Genomic DNA, 17,911 nt, shown 5'->3' with positions numbered 1-17,911 from the left:
GCCGTCCTAGATGACAGCGTGCGGCGTAGCCGCGTGCGCAGGGTCGGGGCATCCAACATCCATCAACGAAGGAGGATTCGATGCCCCTGCTGACACTTGAGCAGTGCCGCACGCACTGCCGTATCGACGGCGACTACGACGACGCGATCCTGGGCGACCTGCTGGCGGCCGCAACCGACGCGGCGTCGGCCTACCTGGGACGGACGCTGTTTGCCGACCAGCCGGCACTGGACCTGGCGCTTGACCAGTTGCCGCAGGACATGGCGGCGGCGGTGACCGGGCATGAAGCCGCGGTTGCCGCCGCCAATGCCGAGACCAACGCGGCCAAGGCAAAGGCCATGCGCGACGTTGCTGATCGCCGCTTGGCCGTGGCCACCGAGCGCAGCGCGCAGCTGCTGCAGGGCCTGCCGGCCAACGACAGCATCCGCGCTGCAGTGCGCCTGCTGCTGGGCCACCTGTATGCGCATCGGGAAGCGGTGGTGGTTTCCACATCCGCCATCGACGTGCCGATTGGCAGTGTCGCCATCGCGATGGCGCTGCCGTTCGGCGTCGCCGCGCTGCTCGATCCCTACCGACTGGCGGCGACCCCATGAACGCCGGTCACTTCAACCGTCGCATCCGCATCGAGCGCCAGGATGGGCGCGTAGATGCGTGGGGACAGCCGCTGGATGCCTGGCAAGCGGTGGCGGAACTATGGACCGCCATCACCGCCGATGCCACCGACAGCGTGCAGCGGCTGACGCTTGAGAGCCGACTGCCGGCAACGATCCGCCGCCAGCGGTTCCATGTCCGCCTTGCGGCCGCGCGGCAGGCCGGCATCCAGGCTGGCATGCGCATCGTGCACGACGGCAGGGTCTTCGACATCACCGGTGTTGCCCCGGACTTCAGTCGGCGCCAGACCACGGTGCTGTTCACCGAACAGTCTTCAGGCACGGCCTGAGTGACGCCAACCAGGACACTGCGATGAGTTACGAAGCACAGCTGCATGCGTTGCTGGGCCCCCTGCTGCAGGGCCGGCTGCATCCCGATGTTCCGCCGGAACCGGTCATCTACCCGTGTGCTGTCTACCAGCAGGTGGGTGGACAGTCCGTGTGGTTCAACGAAGGTTCCATTCCCGGACAGAAACACGCTCGCGTGCAGCTGACGGTCTGGGCAGACAGTCGCGCCCAGGCCAACACCCTGATCCGCGACATCGAAGACAAGGTCTGCGCGGGACCGCCGACGGCCGAGTCATTCGGCGCTGCAATCGCCGTGCATGAACCCGTGCTGCGCAAGTACGGCGCGCGGCTCGATTTCGGCCTGTGGTACGCCGACCTGTAAACCGCTTCATCCGTGCAACACCCCAACCCGGCAACCGCCGGGTTTTTCTTATCCAACGAGGAAATACACCATGGCACTCAAGCTTCCCAAGGGCACCCAGTTCGGCTTCGCACCGGTCATCTCCACCGCCATCGCTACCACCGCCATCTCCAAGGCCGCGCCGGCACTGGCCAGCGTCGCCGCCAACAGCGTCGACACCGGCGATGTGGTGGTCATTGAACTGCCGGGCTGGCCGGCCCTGAACAACCGTGCGACCCGTGCCGGTGCTGAAGCCACCGGCAGCGTTGAACTGCTGGGCATCGACACCACCGACAACGTGCTGTTCCCCGCCACCAGCGGTGCCGGCGTGCTGCGCAAGGCCGGTGTCTTCGTCGACCTGGACCAGCAGGGCGACCCGACCACCGCCGGTGGCGAGCAGCAGTACTGGAGCGGCACGCTGCTGGAGGACCCGACCGGCCGCCAGGTGCAGATGCCGACCTTCAAGAACGCCAAGACCATCACCCTGCCGCTGTTCTACGATCCGAAGAAGCCGTGGTACTCGGCCCTGAAGAACGTCGACGCCAAGGGCGAACCGGTGATCCTGCGTGCCAAGCTGGTCGGCGGCGACGTGCTGTACTGGTACGGCTACCTGAGCTACAACGGCGACCCGACCATGGCCGCCAACACCCCGATGGGCACCACCGCGACCTTCACCGCGCTGGCTGACTCCATTCTGGTCGAGGGCGCCTGATGTTCCAGGTAAAGGCGCCGGAGAGTTTCAGGAGCACCCTGACCATCATCGGTCACGGTCGCGAGCAGAAGCTCAACCTGACCTACCGTCATCTGCCGGTGGCTGACTACGCCAGTCTGCTGGAGCGGTTGGCCGAGGACGAGCTGAGCGTGGCACAGGCGATCCTGGACATCGTGGTGGATTGGGATGCCGATGTGGCGCTGGACACCGCCGGCGTCGAGCTGGCGCTGCAGCAGCAGGCCGGCCTCGATGGCGCGATCATCGGTGGCTACACCCAGGCCCTGCAGGTCGCACGCAAGGGAAACTGATCGAGGCGGTGGGGGCCCTGTACTGGCGGGCCCCCACCGAATCCGAGCTGATGCAGCTTGGATTGAAGGCAAAGCACTTTCCGCCACCACAGGTCGAGTTGTGGCCGGAGTGCGTGCTTCCCATCGAACTTTTCTCGCGGGTTGCCACCCAGTGGCGCGTCGGCGCAGGTGGCCCGATCGGGCTGGACTACAACGTGGTCTACCAGGAGCTGGAGCGCGAGGCACTCGCGCCGGACAAGCGCGATGAAGTGATGGCGGGAATCCGCATCATCGAACGCGCGGCTCTGGAGCACATGCAACAGCACTAAGCCGCCATCGGCACCTGCCGATGGCTCTATCATGGCCCCGCCACCGCGCGGGGCCTCCTTCATGCCAGGAGAATTTCATGAGCGATACAACGCTCAGTGACTCGGCTGCCGCTGTCAAGGTCAGCGCGATCGTCGCCTCCGCCGCACAAGCGGCAACGCAGAGCGTGAGCCAGCTCGCCACCGCTGCACAGCAGCTGCCCGTCCAGCTCACCCAGGCCACGGTGCTGCACCAGGCACTGAATACTGTCATGAGCAGCAGTGTTTCCATGATGAGCACACTGGTGCAGCAACTGACCGCGACGGCAATGAAAGCGGCTGCCACGCAGGCAGCTATCGAGAGCCGACAGGCCAACCCTCTGAGCACGGGTGCGCTGGGCGTCGCGCCGTTTGCTTCGATCAACGTACCCGACTTCGTTGAAAAACAGCGGAAGTACGGCAGTGGAATGCTCAACGGCGTGCCCCTGCTTCCGCCCGCGAAGAAAGAAGCGACTGAAGAAGCAGACAAGAAGACGGGCTTTGCCGGTGCAGGAAAAGGCGTGGAGGCTGCATTTGACAGCTATCTGAGCAAGGCTGAAGACACCGCGACAACGACGAAGGCTGCCTTCGACAAGGCCTTCGCCGGCGCCGAGACGGCGCTCTACAAGTTCGTGACCACGGGCAAGTCCGGCTTCCGCGACCTCACCAAGGCCATCATTGCCGATCTCGAACGCATCGCCCTGCAGCAGGCGATCGTATGGGGGGTGAAGACCATCGCCAGCTTCTTTGGCGGAGCCAGCGCAGCACCCAGTTCCAGCTTTGCGAGCGGGTTCGGCAACAACACGGGCTGGTTGAGCGGCGGCAACATGACACCCAATGCACTCGGCGGCGTCTATGCATCGCCCAGCCTGTCGGCTTACTCCGGTGGCATCTACAACACCCCGCAGTTGTTCGCCTTCGCCAAGGGCGCAGGCGTATTCGGTGAAGCGGGGCCTGAAGCGATCATGCCGCTGCAGCGAGGGCCCGACGGGCGCCTGGGAGTGGCGGCACACGGTGGCGGTGGCGGTGTGGGAGTCAACATCCGCATCGACAACAACGGCGGCAAGGAAGTCACCAGCAACGAAAGCATGCTGCAGCAGTTCGGCAACGAGATCGGCCAGTTCGTGGAACGCAAGTACCGCGACCTGCAGATGCGTGACATGAAGGCTGGCGGCGTCCTCAGCAGGAGTGCAGCACGATGACCGACACCTTTACCTGGGCAGCAACCAGTCAGAGCACCGGCACCACCACCGCCACCGTCAAGCGTGCACGCTTCGGCGATGGATACGCTCAGGCCGCGCCGGATGGGCTCAATGCCCGCCTGCGCAGCTACCAGCTGCAGTTCGTCGGCAATCGCAGGACGATCAGCGAGATCGTGGCCTTCCTGGATGGCCATGTGGGCCAGAGCTTCTTCTGGCGAGGTCCGCTGGGAACCGGTCTGTACGGCTGCGACACCTACACCGACAGCCATCTGGGTGGATCGGTGTTCAGTATCACCGCGACGTTCGAACAGACGTACCAGCCGTAGGAGATGGCAATGGCAAGGAAAATCATCGACCTCGATTCCGTTCAGCCGAACGGAAAGCGGGGTGAAACACAGCGCCCGGCATTCACCAAGATCAATGAGAACTTCGCGGAGGTCTACGATGCCTTGGTCGACGTGGCGAAGATCCCGGAGACCGTGGACGATGCCATTACTGAGCGCGTCCCGGGAAGAAATCTCCTCATCAACGGTGGCCTGCAGTTCTGGCAACGCCGGAACTCTGGCCGGGTCGGCAGCGGGGCAGGAACGCTCGGGGCGGAAACATTCTTCGCCGATCGCTTCTCCAACTCTGCGTTGAACTGCAGCCAGGACATCCAGCGCGTGGTGTATGACGGCCAGCAGATCGGCTATCCGGACGACACCCGCTCCATCCTTGTCTGCACGGTCTCCGGGGCCGTCGCCAGCAGTGGTGCCTGGATGGGGCAGAGGATCGAAGGTGTGCGCAGTGCCGGCGGCGCAATCACGATTTCGGTCTGGGCGAACGGCGACGTGGCCGGCCGCAAGGTGGGGGTGCGGGTCATCCAGGATTTCGGAACCGGTGGATCGCCTGCGGCACAGACATCAACCGAGGCGGGTGTGCTGACGTTGACCACCGGGGCAACGCGGCAGTCGCTTACCGTTACGTTGCCGAGCACCAAGGGCAAGCAGCTGGGTAGCAACGGTAACGACCACATCTACGTGGTCTTCGATCTCTGCGCCGGTGGCTACGGAGGTGCACTGGCAGGCCAGAACGGCTCATTCGGTTTCACCCAGTTCCAGGTCGAGTCCGGGCGTGCCGCGACGCGATTCGATTGGCGACCACCCGGCGTGGAACTGGCCCTGTGTCAGCGCTATTACGAGAAGAGCTACAACCTGGAGATCCAGCCCAATACGCCGCACAACGAGGGCCGTGAGGCATTCTCGCTGAACACCCAGGGGGTGGCCCACTACCAGAGCGTGCGATTCCAGGTCAGCAAGCGCGCCCATCCGTACGTGATGATCATCTCGGCCGACAACATTCAGCAGGATGGACACATCGCGGAAGACAACATCTCTCGCGTTCCCTGCCTGGTCAACTACGCATCTCCATCCGGCTACGAAGTGAGCTGGACCAACAACCCAGGCCGATGGGGCGGGTGGTGGCACTGGTGGGCCGACGCTGAGCTCTGATCAGGAAAGGCCAGCCCATCAACGGCCACGACGTTGTACCTCGCGGCCATCCAGACTTCAGGAAACCAGCAATGGCAAGAAAGACGATCGACCTTGATTCCATTCAGCCGAATGGAAAGCGAGGTGAAACACAGCGCCCGGCGTTCACCAAGATCAACGAGAACTTTGCGGAGGTTTACGACGGTCTGGATGATGTGCAGGACGCAATCCGAGAGACGTTGGATGGGGCCACCGGCCTGCGGATCTCAGCGGGGAACCGTCTGATCAATGGTGCCTTCCGCTTCTGGCAGCGAGGGTTGAGCAGGACGGTTGTCTCCCCTCTTGCGGTGTATGTTCCGGACAGGTTCCAGATCGTGTGCACCGGTGCCGGGCAGATAGCGGCAAGCCGGCAGGAATTTGCAACGCCGGAGTTCGGTGTAGCCAGCTACATGAACTGCGATCTCTCCGGATCGACGGCCTCCACCGAGGCGTTCTTCACCCAGCCGGTAGAAGGTGTACAGACACTGGCAGGTTCGAAGGTGACGTTGAGCATGCAGACCTGGGCGAGCACGCCCGGGAAGAAGATCGGTGTGCGCTTCATCCAGAATTTCGGGGCGAATGGATCGACCGACGTCATCGTTCACGCCCAGGCACAGGAGATCGGAACGGCAGCATCCCTACGCTCCTTCACTGTTGATCTGCCGAGCATCACAGGCAAGAAAGTGGGGCCGAACAGCAAGCTCCATGTGATCGTGGACCTGGCCGCACCGGCGGCCTACGCAGGTGCGCTCACGGCTCAGTCTGGCTCCTTCTCGTTCACCTGCATGCAGCTGCAGAAGGGCGCCGTGGCAACCGAGTACGAGCATCGCAACGATTCGGAGGAGCTGCTTCTGTGCCAGCGCTACTACGAGAAGAGCTACAACGTCGACGTTGCTCCGGGAACTGCCGATGGTGCCGGTCGAGACAACCAGTTCTATGACCGGTCGGTCGGTGTAGGCAGTACATCGCATATCCGATGCCGGGTGCTGAAGCGGGCGACGCCGGCCTACACCGTCTACAGCGATGTCACCGGCGCGGCCGGAAGAATAGCGGGTGCAGATGGTGGCGTTGGCACAGTTACCGCGATCGTCAATCCAGGCCAGTCCGGCGCGCAGGTCAATTACGTTTCGGCTGCGGGAACCTGGGGTTCTTCCTTCCATTGGACGGCGGACGCGGAGATCTGACATGTATCAACTTACCGACCAAGCCGACATCATCAAGTGCACGGAGACCGGCACCTTCATTCCTCGCGGACACTGGATGTGGGGGGGCTACCAGGAGTGGCTGATGGCCGGAAATGTAGCGCAGCCGGCTCCGCCTCCCTACGCAGTCAATTCGCCCGAACATCAGCGGGTGCTGCGTGGGCACGCGTGGGAATGGATGCTGACGCACATTCAAGCGCGCGGCTACGACTCCATCGAGAGTTGCTGCAGTTACATCAACAGCTCCGTTCAGCGCTTTGCCCAGGAGGCTGCCGCCATGGTCGCCTGGCGTGATGCGGTGAGCATTGCCCTGCAGCGAATGGCGATCGAGTGCACGCACGGACTGCAGACCTGGGAGCAGCTGAAGGTGTTGTTACCACAGCCCGAGGCATTCGAATGGCCAGCGGCGGACGCTGCCTCGTGACCCACAAACGCCATTGTTGCCATCGTGCCTGAGGCATGTCGTAGGCAACGAGGACCAGAACATGACAAGAAAGATAATCGACCTCGATACCATTCAGGCGAATGGTAAACGGGGTGAAACACAGCGCCCGGCCTTTACCAAGATCAACGAGAATTTCGCCGAGGTGTATGGCGCCTTGGGCAGTGTTGCGACCATCGTGGAAGACGTCGAGCAACTGAAGACGGAGATCCAGGCTGAAGCAGACCAGGCAAAGGCGGAGGTTCAAGCGGCCATAGGAACGCTTCCTGCTGCTGTTGACAATGCCATTCATGGGCGCATTCCCGGCAAGAACCGGCTTATCAATGGCAATTTCGACTTCTGGACAAGAGGAACGCCGGTGACGCAGACCGGCTATGGTCCGGATCGGTGGTTCGTTCAGATTGGATCGATGGTCGACGCTGGGCTTTTTGCAAACAACAATGTGCCAGGGGACGGTGTATTCGGTGATGCGCGTCTCTCGATGGGTGCCAATTCGAACGACAACACCGATGCCTTCGGGCATTACTTTGTGTTCGAACAACGGGTTGAGAATGTCCGCACGTTTGCTGGCGTACTCAGCACTGTGTCCTTCACCGTCTACAACTCAGGGGCGCCTGGGCGAAAGATCGCGGTTGAGTTCCTGCAGAATTTCGGTACCGGTGGCTCAGAGACGATACTTGGGTTGAACGCAGAGGTCTTCAGCCTGGATGTAGGTATCAACCACATCAGCAAGACGACCACGCTACCGTCGGTCTCCGGCAAGACAGTGGCGAGCACGAATCACTACGTGGCAGTGGCCGTATGGCTGTCATCCGGTAGCGGATTCGACGTGCGGAACGCCGGTCTCGGGGCGCAGTCGGGGCAGCTGTTCTTCGGGCAGTTGCAGTGGGAGGAGGGAGGCACGGCGACCGGCTATGACACCCGGCTTCTTTCCCATGAAGCGGCGCTGTGTGGCTGGTACGCGCAGCGCATCGACATCAATGCGGGAGACGCATTTTCGGTGTGTACGGCCCTGGGGCAGTTCGACTGCGTAGGCCAGCTGGCATTTCAACCGATGCGCAGCAAACCCTCGGCGCGGACCCTTGGCAGCGGTGTGAACATGACCGGATTTGGCATCAACGGTGGCAATGCTCCTGGCTCGTCGTTCAACGTCATCCCGGTTTCGGTATCGGGCGCGGCGATCACAGCTGGCGTTGCAACAGGTGGCATGTCACCAGGTGCCTCGGGCTATGTCGCGCCGAAATCCGGTGGCATCAGCATCATCTTCGAGGCCGAGATCTGAGGCACTCAGCGCTGGCCATAGTGGCCAGAGCACCAGGGCCAGCCGCAGTGCGGATCGCCCAGAATCGGGAACACAGCAATGGCTAGAAAGACAATCGACCTCGATACCATTCAAGCGAATGGTAAGCGAGGGGAAACACAGCGCCCGGCGTTCACCAAGGTCAACGAGAATTTCGCCGACGTCTACGCGGGCCTGGACGAGGTCCAGGCAGCGGTCGACAGCCTGGACAGCCGCATGGCAGGCCGCAACCGCCTGATCAATGGCGACTTCCGGGTGTGGCAACGTGGAAGCACCTTCGCGGCCGCGACAGGGGCGCGCTACACCGCAGATCGATGGCGGGTGAATGCGCAGGGCAGCACCATCTCGGCATCACGCGACGATATCGCCGCAGGTGGCGGCGCGGGTGGAAGGTTGCTTGCGGGCTCCAGGCACATGCTGAAGCTCGCCGTTGAAAGCGCTGCAGGTGCGGACAACATGGCACTGGTCCAGCAGCGCATCGAGGATGTGCGGACGTTCGCCGGGAAACGGGTCACGATCAGCTTCAAGGCGCGGGCCACGGTCGATAATTTCAAGGTCGGTCTTGAGTTCCAGCAATCCTTCGGCACCAATGGATCGACGGCCGCTGACAGTATTGGCGGTGCGATCACGCTCGATACGATGTGGCGTTGGCATCAGTTGACCGTGGATGTCCCTGGCATCGCCGGCAGAACCCTTGGAACCAACGACTACCTGCAGCTCAGCCTGTGGCTTGACGCCGGCGCCACCTTCGCCGGCCGCGCCTTCGGGGCGGGGCAGAAGAGTGGCGTGGTCTATCTGGCTGAAGTACAGATCGAGGAGGGCGATACCGCGACCGACTTTGATCGCCGGCCGGAGGCACTGGAACTGCTGTTGTGCCAGCGCTACTACGAAACGGTCGAGGTGAACCGGATCCTGGGCATCACCTACACGGCAAACGGCGATTCACGCGCCTGCATCCCGTTCAAGGTGCGCAAGCGGGTGCCGCCCATTACCGCCTCACCACCTACGGCGCTCAATCTGGTGGGTTTCGGCTCCGAGGGTAGCCTCATCAACTTCAACGGCGGGAATCCCGGCTGGCAGTCCACCGTGGACGCGGCCGTGCTGTCGTCGATGTCCAACAACATGCAGCAGTGGGGCGCTGTGGTGGTGTGGTCAACCACATCGCAGATCCTTGTGTACGCCGATGCGGAGCTCTGATCCATGAGCGAGTCCACCACCGAAGCCGGTCGCATCGCCTGCTTCACCACCAATGCCTCACTGCGCCCCGGGCACCACCTCATCGTGCCATGCGGCCCGTCCGCCCAACCCTTACCACCTCTTCCCGTCGCCGCACAGGAGACCCACTCATGATCACCGCCGATGCCCAGCAACTCGAGCCGGGTGGCCGCATTACCGTCTTCGAACTGGACGCCAGCAGTTTCGGTGCCGACCAGCTGTTCTTCCACGCACACCTGCAGAGCGGTGTGATCACCTGGCAAGGTCAGGAATACGGCCCCTGGCCGATCGAAGCCAGCGGCTTTGAACGAACCAGCGACCAGCCGCCGAACCCGAAGCTTCGGGTCAGCAACATCGATGGCCGCATCACCGCGATGTGCCTGCTGTTCGATGATCTGGTCGGCGCCCGCGTCATACGCCGGCAGACGCTGGCCAAGTACCTGGATACTGCCAACTTCGAAGAGGGCAATCCGACTGCCGACCCCGCCGAGCACTTCCCCGACGAGGTCTGGTTCATCGAGCGCAAGATTGGCGAAGACAAGCAGACGGTTGAGTTCGAGCTGACTACAGCCATCGATCTCAACGGCGAACAGCTGCCCGGCCGGCAGATCATCGCCGGCATGTGTGGTTGGCTGGTACGCGGTGGCTACCGCGGCCCTTACTGCGGCTACAACGGTCCCGCAGTTGCCGATGGCGACGACGTTGCCACCGACGATCCCGCCCGCGACCAGTGCGGCGGCCGTGTGCGCAGCTGCAAGATGCGCTTCGGCCAGGACAAGCCTTTGCCCTATGGCGGCTTCCCGGCGGCCGGTCTGCTTCGCTCCTGATCCAGCGCTTCCGATTCTCCACTTCCAGGCCCGCTCGCGCGGGCTATTTTTTTGGGTGAAACATGCAACCAACAACCCTGCAGGCCATACAGGCACATGCCGTGGCCGAGTACCCGCGCGAGTGCTGCGGGCTGATCGTGGCCATCGAAGGCCGCGAGCACTATCTGCCGTGCCGCAACCTCGCGGGCACGCCCAGTGAACACTTCCGCCTGCCGGCCGAGGACTATGCCGTCGCCGAGGACAAGGGCGAGGTGCTGGCCCTGGTGCACAGCCATCCGGACGCGGCGGCCACACCGTCGGACGCGGATCGGGTGATGTGCGAGCACAGTGGCCTGACCTGGCACATTGTCAGCGTCGGTCAGGTGGACGGCGAGGCGCCCGAATGCGGTGATCTGCAGACCATCCATCCGGCTGGCTATGTCGCGCCGCTGGTCGGCCGCCAGTTCGCCCACGGTGTGCTGGACTGCTACAGCCTGGTGCGTGACTTCCACGAACGTGAACTGGGCATTTCGTTGTCCGACTACACCCGCGACGACGACTGGTGGGACAAGGGCCAGGACCTGTACAGCCTTGAGCGACTGCATGCGGAAGGCTTCGACCTGATCGAAGGCGAGCCGCGGCGGGGCGACATGATCCTGATGCAGATCCGCTCGCCGGTGACCAATCACGCCGGCGTCTACCTGGGCGACGGGCAGATGCTGCATCACCTGCATGGCCGCCTGTCCGAAACCGTGCCCTACGGCGGAATGTGGGCCGAGCGCACCCGTTGCATCGTCCGCCATCGCGAGGTGCGCCATGACTGACCGTCTTCGTACCATCCGCCTGTACGGCAAGCTGGGTGCGCGCTTCGGGCGCAAATTCCGGCTGGCGGTGAACAGCCCCGCCGAGGCTGTGCATGCACTGTGCGTGATGCTGCCGGGCTTCCAGCAGTACCTGATGGGTGCAAAGTCCAAGGGCATTGAATTCGCCGTTTTCGCTGGCAGGCAGAACTTGTCGAAGGAACAGTTGCACGATCCGCCTGGCCAGGACGATATCCGTATCGCGCCGGTGATGGTGGGTAGCAAACGAGGCGGTGTGCTGCAGACGATTGCGGGTGTCGTTCTGATCGTCGTCGGCGCGATTGCATCGGCCTATGGATACGGAGCAATCGGCGAGCCAATGATCAAGATGGGCGTGTCCATGGTCATTGGCGGCGTAACGCAGATGCTCTCTCCCCAGCCCAAGGGGCTGGCGGCAAAAGACAGCCCCGACAACGCCCCCAGCTACAGCATGAACGGCACCGTCAACACCCAGGCGCAGGGCAATCCCGTACCCGTCGCTTACGGCGGGCATGACAAGAAAGGCATGTTCATCGGCTCGGCCGTGATCAGCGGCGGCATCCTGGCGGAGGACCAGTTTTGAACCAGATCATTCAAATCAAACCGCGCGAGCGCGGTGCACCCCCGCCTGTACTGGCAGGTGCAAAGAAAGGCTCCAGCAACGCACGTACACCCGTGGAAACGCCAGACAGCCTGCACTCGATGGCGGTTGCCCGCATCATCGATCTTGCCAGTGAAGGTGAGATCCGCGGTCTGGTAGCGGGCAAGCAGTCCATCTACCTGGACCAGGTGCCGATCGAGAATCCGGACGGCACGCTGAACTTCTCCGGCGTGGACGTGCAGACGCGTTCGGGTACCCAGGACCAGGAGCACATCAGCGGCTTCCCCTCGATCGAGAACGAAGTCGGCGTCAACGTCGAACTGCGCAGCGATGCGCCCGTGGTACGCACCGTGTCCGGTGCCGATCTGTCAGCGGTCCGTATCCGTTTTGCGGTGCCCGCGCTGCAGAAGACCAACACCGAAAACGGTGATACCGAGGGCTACCGCATCATGTATGCGGTGGACCTGTCCACCGATGGTGGCCCGTTCAGCACCGTGCTGAACGATGCCTTCAGTGGCAAGACCACCAGCCAGTACGAGCGCAGCCGCCGCATCGATCTTCCGGCGGGCAGCCAGTGGCAGGTGCGCATCCGCCGGCTGACCGCGAACGCCAACAGCAGCACCATCGCCGACACCGTCAATGTGCTGTCGATGACCGAGATCATCGATGCCAAGCTGCGCTATCCCAACTGCGCGTTGGCGGCGGTGCAGGTCGATGCCAGCCAGTTCCAGAACATTCCAACCCGCTCCTATCAGTTGTGGGGGCGCATCGTGCGCATCCCGTCCAACTACGATCCGCTCAGTCGCATCTACAGTGGCGTGTGGGACGGCACCTTCAAGAGTGGCTGGACCAACAACCCGGCGTGGGTGTTCTTCGACATCGTCACCAACGATCGCTTCGGCCTGGGACATCGCATCCCGCTGGACTGGGTGGACAAGTGGCGCCTGTACCAGATCGCCCGCTACTGCGACGAGCTGGTCAGCAACGGCCAAGGCGGCAAGGAACCCCGCTTCACCTGCAGCCTGTATCTGCAGACCCGCGCTGAGGCATACAGAGTGCTGCAGGACATCGCCACCATGTTCCGTGGCATCAGCTTCTATGCGGCCGGGCAGGTCATGGCTTCGGCCGATATGCCCAAGGACCCGCTGCTCACCTACAGCCAGGCCAACGTCATCGAAGGCCGCTTCCACTATGCGGGCAGCAGCCGTACGGCGCGGCATACCGTCGCTCTGGTGTCCTGGATCGATCCGGATGACTTCGGCCGGCAGAAGGTTGAAGTGGTGCAGCATCTGCCTGGTGTTGCCCGCTATGGCATCAACCAGACTGAAGTAACGGCGGTGGGTTGCCATTCGCGCTCGCAGGCGCAGCGCGTGGGCAACCATATCCTGCATACCGAGATGCTGGAGACCGAGACGATCAGCTTCTCCGTGGGGCTCGATGCACTGGGCTGCATGCCGGGTGACGTGATCCAGGTGGCCGACCCGAACCGCGCCGGTCGCCGCAACGCGGGTCGCATCCGCAGTGCAGGTACACGCAGCCTGGTGCTGGATCGCATGCCGGAACAGGTCGTTGCCGGTGACACCCTGCGCGCCACCCTCCCCAACGGCCATTCCGAAGCGCGCACGGTGCAGTCGGTTGACGGCGATACGGTCATGGTTACTGCACCGTGGTCGGCAGTGCCGGTCGCGCAGTCGGTCTGGGCATTGGAGTCGCCGGAGCTGGCACTACAGCAGTACCGCGTGCTGTCGATCAGTGAAGGCGAAGAGCTGACCTACCAGATCACCGCGCTCAAGCATGTGCCGGGCAAGTACGCTGCCATCGACGATGGTACGCGCCTGGAGCAACTGCCGATCAGCATCGTGCCACCCAGCGTGCAGCCGCCGCCGAACAACGTGCGGATGGCCTCGCATGTCGTGGTCGATCAGGGTATCGCCACGTCGATGCTTACCATCGAGTGGGATGCGGCAGACAAGGCGATCGCCTATGACGTGGAATGGCGTCGTGGCGATCTCAACTGGGTACGCGCCGGTCGCGTGGGTACGCAGAGCCTGGAGGTGCGCGGCGTGTATGCCGGCCAGTACCTGGCCCGGGTGCGTGCGGTCAATGCGCTGGGTGCGGTGTCGCAGCCGATGGTCAGCGCACTGACGACGATTGAGGGCAAGACCACGCCACCGCCTGCGCTCTCATCGTTGACCAGTACCAGTCGCCCCTTCGGCATCGCACTGTCCTGGGGCTTCCCTGAAGGCGCAACCGACACCGAGCGTACCGAACTCTGGTACAGCACCGGTCCCAACCGTGAGAGCGCGATCAAGCTCGGTGACTTCGCCTATCCGCAGGCGCAGCACCAGATGAACGGTCTGGCCGCAGGCGTGCGGTTCTGGTTCTGGGGGCGCTTGGTGGACCGCAGCGGCAACATCGGGCCCTGGTATCCCCTGGATGTCGGGGTGATCGGCGAATCGAGCAGCAACCCAGACGACTACGACAGCTACTTCGCTGGCCGCATCAACGAAAGCGCCTTGGGTCAGCAGTTGCAGCACAAGATCGAGCGTGTCACCGAGGTATTGCCGCTGGTCTGGGACGCGGCTGCTTCGTACAGTCCGGGCCAGACCGTCATCCACGACGGCCGGATCTGGAGCTGGCAGGGAACCGCAGCGGGCAACGAAACGCCACCCGGTACCCACTGGAAGGACGTGGGTGATGCCATCGCTGACGCTGGCGCCGTTGTTGGTCGTGTCGACCAGCTTGAGATGGACGTCACCGAGGTTGATGGCAAGGTGGCCGCACAGGGTCAGAAGGTCGACGGATTGTTCGCCCAGGTCAGTGACCACAGCGCGGGCGAGGAGGACTACAACGTCGGTGAGAACGACGTTACTGCCGGTGCCATCACCGTCTACAGCGTAATGGCGGAGAAGGACGCGGCGCTGGCCAAGCGGGTGGATACGGTCGAGGCATCCATCGATGGTGTTCCTGGCAAGATTGAAGGTGTCAGCGCGGCCGTGCAGCAGGTCTCACAGGCCGTGGTCAACCTGGATGGCAAGGTCAGCGCGACCTATACGGTCAAGGCACAGATCACCAGCGCCGGGCAGATCTACATGGCCGGTATGGGCCTGGGCGTGGAGCAGCAGCCTGATGGCAGCTACCAGAGCCAGATCCTGATGCAGGCCGACCGCTTCGCGCTGATCAATGAGAGGAACGGGCAGATCACCACGCCCTTCGTAGTCGAGAACGGGCAGACCTTCATCAGTCAGGCGTTGATCGGCAACGGCAGGATCCAGAACGCGATGATCGGTGACTTCATCCAGTCCAACGCGGTGGGTGCCAAGGGCTTGCCGCGTTGGCGGTTGGACAAGAGCGGTGCGATGACCATGACAGGCCCGGACAACGGGGGCTATCTGACCATCGTTAACAACGTCATCCAGGTATTTGATGCAGCCGGAACGCTGCGCGTACAGATGGGGGTGTGGTGATGCCTGCAGGAATTCAAGTATTCAATGCCGACGGCAGCCTGGGTTACGACCCTCGGGGCAGGCTGTTCCGCGTCCTTGCGCGTATCCAATATAGCGTGGTCGATGGCAGTGCCGCGTTTTCCCGGCAACCGGAGGATACGGATCTGACGCCGGTAGCCCTCGGCTGGTATGCCCCGGACTTCAGCATCGACATGGCTGCCGGCACCATCAGCTGGCGACACGTCAATGTTCCTCTCAACCGCCGCTACGGTGGCACTGTCGAAATATGGACGCGCTGACATGACCGCAGGAATCAAGATCATCAATGACTGGGGTACGGTGTTGATCGACGACACCTTTCCCACGCTTGCCATGCTCGCCCAGGGAACCACTACGCTGGATAGTGAGGGCAGCCGGTACATTGGCAATCATTCAGGCACCGTCGCGGTGCGATCGACGTCAGTTGTGGGCTATCAGTACTTCAATGAGATTGATGGCTATCCCCGAGGACTATTCCTGTTCGGTCCGCCTGGAGCGGTCGTGGAGTGGTATGTCTACGCACCGCCACAGGAGCCACCGAGCAACTTCGGATTGATCATTCGCGACGGTACAGGGCGGTTGACGTTCGATGCGGGCAGGAAGGCTGCACGCGTTGCCGGGTTGCGTTCGTCTTCGAGCCGGCCCGGCTGGCAGGGCACCGCCGGATTCGATCCGGGGCGAGCCTGGGCAGTGATGCCACTGATCTATGCGTTCGATTCGGTCAATACGTTCCGGCGCTGGGGTGATCCGCAGGAGTATCTGCAATACGAGGATGTGAGCATCTCGGGAGGCGCGGTAAATGGTGGCACCATAACCTTCGGGATGACGCAGAAGAGCCGGCGTACCTATGGCCCCTACTACGGGAGTCCCTTGCCAGCCGGATTCACCTATGCCTCGAACAACGCGGCTCTTGCCGTGATCGACGTGACGGGCTATTAGCGCGGCGGGCAGCGGTTTCCTTGGCCGCGCAGCCGGGGGAGCCATTTGAGCCCCCCGGTCCCTTCCCGTAGACTGCGCCCCTCCCACGCTCCCAGACGACGCACTGCAGTGATCACGCCACCCTGAACCTTGCCGCCCTTCGGCAGCCGGCCCATCCGGCTCAGGAACCCGTGTCTTTCCACTGCAGCGCCACGTGGCCCCGCCCGCGTGTGCGCGGAGCTTTTCCATGCAAACGTCCTATCCCCTGCGCCAGCAATGGCTCGGCAATCTCCGTGGTGATCTGCTGTCCGGTGCCGTTGTCGCCCTGGCGCTGATTCCCGAAGCCATCGCGTTCTCGCTGATCGCGGGCGTCGACCCCAAGGTCGGCCTGTATGCCGCGTTCTCCATCGCCGTGATCACCGCCATCGCCGGTGGCCGGCCGGGCATGATTTCCGCTGCCACCGGTGCGATGGCATTGGTGATGGTCGACCTCGTTCGTGATCACGGCCTGCAGTACCTGTTCGCCGCCAGCATCCTGGCCGGCCTGCTGCAGGTAGTGGCCGGCGTGTTCAAACTCGGTTCGTTGATGCGCTTCGTCTCGCGCTCGGTCATCACCGGCTTCGTCAACGCACTGGCCATACTGATCTTCCTGGCGCAGATGCCGGAACTGATCGGCCGCGGCCCCACCGTCTACGTCCTGTGCGCCGCCGCGCTGGCGATCATCTACCTGCTGCCACGGGTTACCCGCGCCGTACCTTCGCCGCTGGTGGCCATTGCCGTGTTGACAGCGGTGGTGATGGGGTTCGGCATCGACGTACGCAGTGTCGGCGACATGGGCCGGCTGCCCGACAGCCTGCCGCACTTCTTCATCCCCGACGTGCCGATGACGTGGGACACCCTGCGCATCCTGCTGCCGGTGTCGGCGACGCTGGCGGTGGTCGGGCTGCTCGAATCGATGATGACCCTGCAGATTGTCGAGGACATCACCGAGACGCCCAGCGAACGCAACCGCGAATGCGTCGGCCAGGGCCTGGCCAATACGGTCACCGGTTTCCTCGGTGGCATGGCCGGCTGCGCGATGATCGGCCAGTCGGTCATCAACGTGACCTCCGGCGGTCGAGGCCGGCTGTCCTGCCTGGTGGCCGGTGTACTGCTGCTGGTGCTGGTGGTGTACGGCAGCGATCTGGTGCAGCAGATTCCGATGGCGGCGTTGGTGGCGGTGATGATCATGGTCAGCATCGGTACCTTCAGCTGGCGCTCGCTGCGTGACCTGCGCACGCATCCGCGCAGTTCGTCGGCGGTGATGCTGCTGACCGTGGTGGTCACCGTGGCCACCCACGACCTGGCCAAGGGTGTGCTCAGCGGCGTGTTGTTGTCCGCCCTGTTCTTCGCCCGCAAGGTGGGCCGCATGCTGGACGTGCAACTCGAAGACGTTGCGGACATGCAGGTCTACCGTGTACGCGGCCAGGTGTTCTTCGCCTCGGCCGGACAGCTCGGGGCGGCGTTTGATTACCAGCATGTGGCAGCGAAGGTGCAGATCGACCTGCGCGAGGCCCACCTGTGGGATCTGACCGCGGTCGCAGCGCTGCAACACGCGCAGGAAAAGCTCGCCGCGCACGGCGCCGAGGTCAGCGTTGTCGGCCTCAACGCCGCCAGCCAGACGCTGATCGAACGGGTGGGAGGGCGCGGCGGCGCACATTGACCGCGCGCCC

The 17,911-nt window shown here is 63.2% G+C and carries 20 protein-coding genes; all 20 read left to right on the top strand.

Going from position 1 to position 17,911, the window contains the following annotated elements:
- The first annotated feature begins 80 nt into the window (after positions 1-80).
- The 20 genes from H3005_RS14340 (at position 81) to H3005_RS14245 (ending at position 17,901) form a co-directional block, all read left to right on the top strand.
- Positions 81-593 carry a head-tail connector protein gene (locus H3005_RS14340; protein WP_191078463.1) on the top strand — a complete coding sequence of 171 codons (513 nt, stop codon included), beginning with the start codon at positions 81-83 and terminating at the stop codon, positions 591-593.
- Entirely contained in the window at positions 590-940 is a 351-nt protein-coding gene (locus H3005_RS14335) for a head-tail adaptor protein (RefSeq protein ID WP_100554437.1), read from the top strand. Before H3005_RS14340 ends, H3005_RS14335 begins: the two co-directional genes overlap by 4 nt.
- Before the next feature lie 23 nt (positions 941-963).
- Positions 964-1,320, top strand: coding sequence for a DUF3168 domain-containing protein (locus H3005_RS14330; protein ID WP_191078462.1), 357 nt, complete (start codon positions 964-966; stop codon positions 1,318-1,320).
- Between the two features lie 70 nt (positions 1,321-1,390).
- Complete coding sequence (locus H3005_RS14325; protein WP_100554439.1) at positions 1,391-2,050, top strand: phage tail protein; 660 nt, start codon at positions 1,391-1,393, stop codon at positions 2,048-2,050.
- Positions 2,050-2,358: a phage tail assembly chaperone gene (locus H3005_RS14320; RefSeq protein ID WP_100554440.1), complete on the top strand. Its 309-nt coding sequence runs from the start codon at positions 2,050-2,052 to the stop codon at positions 2,356-2,358. The genes H3005_RS14325 and H3005_RS14320 overlap by 1 nt, the downstream gene beginning before the upstream one ends.
- A 50-nt stretch (positions 2,359-2,408) precedes the next feature.
- The gene (locus H3005_RS14315; RefSeq protein ID WP_100554523.1) at positions 2,409-2,666 is read left to right on the top strand and encodes a DUF1799 domain-containing protein; all 258 of its coding nucleotides are present in this window, start codon (positions 2,409-2,411) and stop codon (positions 2,664-2,666) included.
- A gap of 77 nt (positions 2,667-2,743) precedes the next feature.
- Entirely contained in the window at positions 2,744-3,883 is a 1,140-nt protein-coding gene (locus tag H3005_RS14310; RefSeq protein WP_191078461.1) for a phage tail tape measure protein, read from the top strand.
- On the top strand, positions 3,880-4,209 hold the full coding sequence (locus tag H3005_RS14305) for a phage tail protein (RefSeq protein WP_100554442.1): 330 nt from the start codon (positions 3,880-3,882) through the stop codon (positions 4,207-4,209). Before H3005_RS14310 ends, H3005_RS14305 begins: the two co-directional genes overlap by 4 nt.
- Before the next feature lie 9 nt (positions 4,210-4,218).
- On the top strand, positions 4,219-5,373 hold the full coding sequence (locus H3005_RS14300) for a hypothetical protein (protein WP_191078460.1): 1,155 nt from the start codon (positions 4,219-4,221) through the stop codon (positions 5,371-5,373).
- 71 nt (positions 5,374-5,444) lie between these two features.
- On the top strand, positions 5,445-6,575 hold the full coding sequence (locus tag H3005_RS14295) for a hypothetical protein (protein ID WP_191078459.1): 1,131 nt from the start codon (positions 5,445-5,447) through the stop codon (positions 6,573-6,575).
- A gap of 1 nt (position 6,576) precedes the next feature.
- Positions 6,577-7,017 (top strand): hypothetical protein, encoded by a 441-nt coding sequence (locus tag H3005_RS14290; RefSeq protein WP_191078458.1) that lies wholly within the window; start codon positions 6,577-6,579, stop codon positions 7,015-7,017.
- A gap of 61 nt (positions 7,018-7,078) precedes the next feature.
- Positions 7,079-8,317, top strand: a complete 1,239-nt coding sequence (locus H3005_RS14285) for a hypothetical protein (protein ID WP_191078457.1) — start codon at positions 7,079-7,081, stop codon at positions 8,315-8,317.
- Between the two features lie 78 nt (positions 8,318-8,395).
- Positions 8,396-9,532, top strand: coding sequence for a hypothetical protein (locus tag H3005_RS14280; RefSeq protein ID WP_191078456.1), 1,137 nt, complete (start codon positions 8,396-8,398; stop codon positions 9,530-9,532).
- A 149-nt stretch (positions 9,533-9,681) separates the two neighbouring features.
- Positions 9,682-10,377 carry a phage minor tail protein L gene (locus tag H3005_RS14275; protein WP_191078455.1) on the top strand — a complete coding sequence of 232 codons (696 nt, stop codon included), beginning with the start codon at positions 9,682-9,684 and terminating at the stop codon, positions 10,375-10,377.
- Positions 10,378-10,439: 62 nt separating this feature from the next.
- Positions 10,440-11,180, top strand: a complete 741-nt coding sequence (locus H3005_RS14270) for a C40 family peptidase (protein ID WP_100554449.1) — start codon at positions 10,440-10,442, stop codon at positions 11,178-11,180.
- Positions 11,173-11,778, top strand: a complete 606-nt coding sequence (locus H3005_RS14265) for a tail assembly protein (RefSeq protein ID WP_180164439.1) — start codon at positions 11,173-11,175, stop codon at positions 11,776-11,778. Before H3005_RS14270 ends, H3005_RS14265 begins: the two co-directional genes overlap by 8 nt.
- A 92-nt stretch (positions 11,779-11,870) precedes the next feature.
- Entirely contained in the window at positions 11,871-15,263 is a 3,393-nt protein-coding gene (locus H3005_RS14260; RefSeq protein ID WP_243382168.1) for a host specificity protein J, read from the top strand.
- On the top strand, positions 15,263-15,541 hold the full coding sequence (locus H3005_RS14255; RefSeq protein ID WP_100554452.1) for a hypothetical protein: 279 nt from the start codon (positions 15,263-15,265) through the stop codon (positions 15,539-15,541). The genes H3005_RS14260 and H3005_RS14255 overlap by 1 nt, the downstream gene beginning before the upstream one ends.
- A gap of 1 nt (position 15,542) precedes the next feature.
- Positions 15,543-16,220 carry a hypothetical protein gene (locus H3005_RS14250; RefSeq protein WP_100554453.1) on the top strand — a complete coding sequence of 226 codons (678 nt, stop codon included), beginning with the start codon at positions 15,543-15,545 and terminating at the stop codon, positions 16,218-16,220.
- Between the two features lie 226 nt (positions 16,221-16,446).
- On the top strand, positions 16,447-17,901 hold the full coding sequence (locus tag H3005_RS14245; RefSeq protein WP_100554454.1) for a SulP family inorganic anion transporter: 1,455 nt from the start codon (positions 16,447-16,449) through the stop codon (positions 17,899-17,901).
- The last annotated feature ends 10 nt before the right edge of the window (positions 17,902-17,911 follow it).

The organism is Stenotrophomonas sp. Br8, assembly GCF_014763005.1.
In the GTDB taxonomy this organism is placed as follows: Bacteria; Pseudomonadota; Gammaproteobacteria; order Xanthomonadales; family Xanthomonadaceae; genus Stenotrophomonas; species Stenotrophomonas lactitubi.
Note: the sequence above shows the minus strand (reverse complement) of the source record. Positions and strands in the feature narration are given on the sequence as shown.

Bases quoted from the DNA above. Each gene is read 5' to 3' on its own strand.
- H3005_RS14340 (WP_191078463.1), top strand. From the start codon at position 81: ATGCCCCTGCTGACACTTGAGCAGTGCCGCACGCACTGCCGTATCGAC.
- H3005_RS14335 (WP_100554437.1), top strand. From the start codon at position 590: ATGAACGCCGGTCACTTCAACCGTCGCATCCGCATCGAGCGCCAGGAT.
- H3005_RS14330 (WP_191078462.1), top strand. From the start codon at position 964: ATGAGTTACGAAGCACAGCTGCATGCGTTGCTGGGCCCCCTGCTGCAG.
- H3005_RS14325 (WP_100554439.1), top strand. From the start codon at position 1,391: ATGGCACTCAAGCTTCCCAAGGGCACCCAGTTCGGCTTCGCACCGGTC.
- H3005_RS14320 (WP_100554440.1), top strand. From the start codon at position 2,050: ATGTTCCAGGTAAAGGCGCCGGAGAGTTTCAGGAGCACCCTGACCATC.
- H3005_RS14315 (WP_100554523.1), top strand. From the start codon at position 2,409: ATGCAGCTTGGATTGAAGGCAAAGCACTTTCCGCCACCACAGGTCGAG.
- H3005_RS14310 (WP_191078461.1), top strand. From the start codon at position 2,744: ATGAGCGATACAACGCTCAGTGACTCGGCTGCCGCTGTCAAGGTCAGC.
- H3005_RS14305 (WP_100554442.1), top strand. From the start codon at position 3,880: ATGACCGACACCTTTACCTGGGCAGCAACCAGTCAGAGCACCGGCACC.
- H3005_RS14300 (WP_191078460.1), top strand. From the start codon at position 4,219: ATGGCAAGGAAAATCATCGACCTCGATTCCGTTCAGCCGAACGGAAAG.
- H3005_RS14295 (WP_191078459.1), top strand. From the start codon at position 5,445: ATGGCAAGAAAGACGATCGACCTTGATTCCATTCAGCCGAATGGAAAG.
- H3005_RS14290 (WP_191078458.1), top strand. From the start codon at position 6,577: ATGTATCAACTTACCGACCAAGCCGACATCATCAAGTGCACGGAGACC.
- H3005_RS14285 (WP_191078457.1), top strand. From the start codon at position 7,079: ATGACAAGAAAGATAATCGACCTCGATACCATTCAGGCGAATGGTAAA.
- H3005_RS14280 (WP_191078456.1), top strand. From the start codon at position 8,396: ATGGCTAGAAAGACAATCGACCTCGATACCATTCAAGCGAATGGTAAG.
- H3005_RS14275 (WP_191078455.1), top strand. From the start codon at position 9,682: ATGATCACCGCCGATGCCCAGCAACTCGAGCCGGGTGGCCGCATTACC.
- H3005_RS14270 (WP_100554449.1), top strand. From the start codon at position 10,440: ATGCAACCAACAACCCTGCAGGCCATACAGGCACATGCCGTGGCCGAG.
- H3005_RS14265 (WP_180164439.1), top strand. From the start codon at position 11,173: ATGACTGACCGTCTTCGTACCATCCGCCTGTACGGCAAGCTGGGTGCG.
- H3005_RS14255 (WP_100554452.1), top strand. From the start codon at position 15,263: ATGCCTGCAGGAATTCAAGTATTCAATGCCGACGGCAGCCTGGGTTAC.
- H3005_RS14250 (WP_100554453.1), top strand. From the start codon at position 15,543: ATGACCGCAGGAATCAAGATCATCAATGACTGGGGTACGGTGTTGATC.
- H3005_RS14245 (WP_100554454.1), top strand. From the start codon at position 16,447: ATGCAAACGTCCTATCCCCTGCGCCAGCAATGGCTCGGCAATCTCCGT.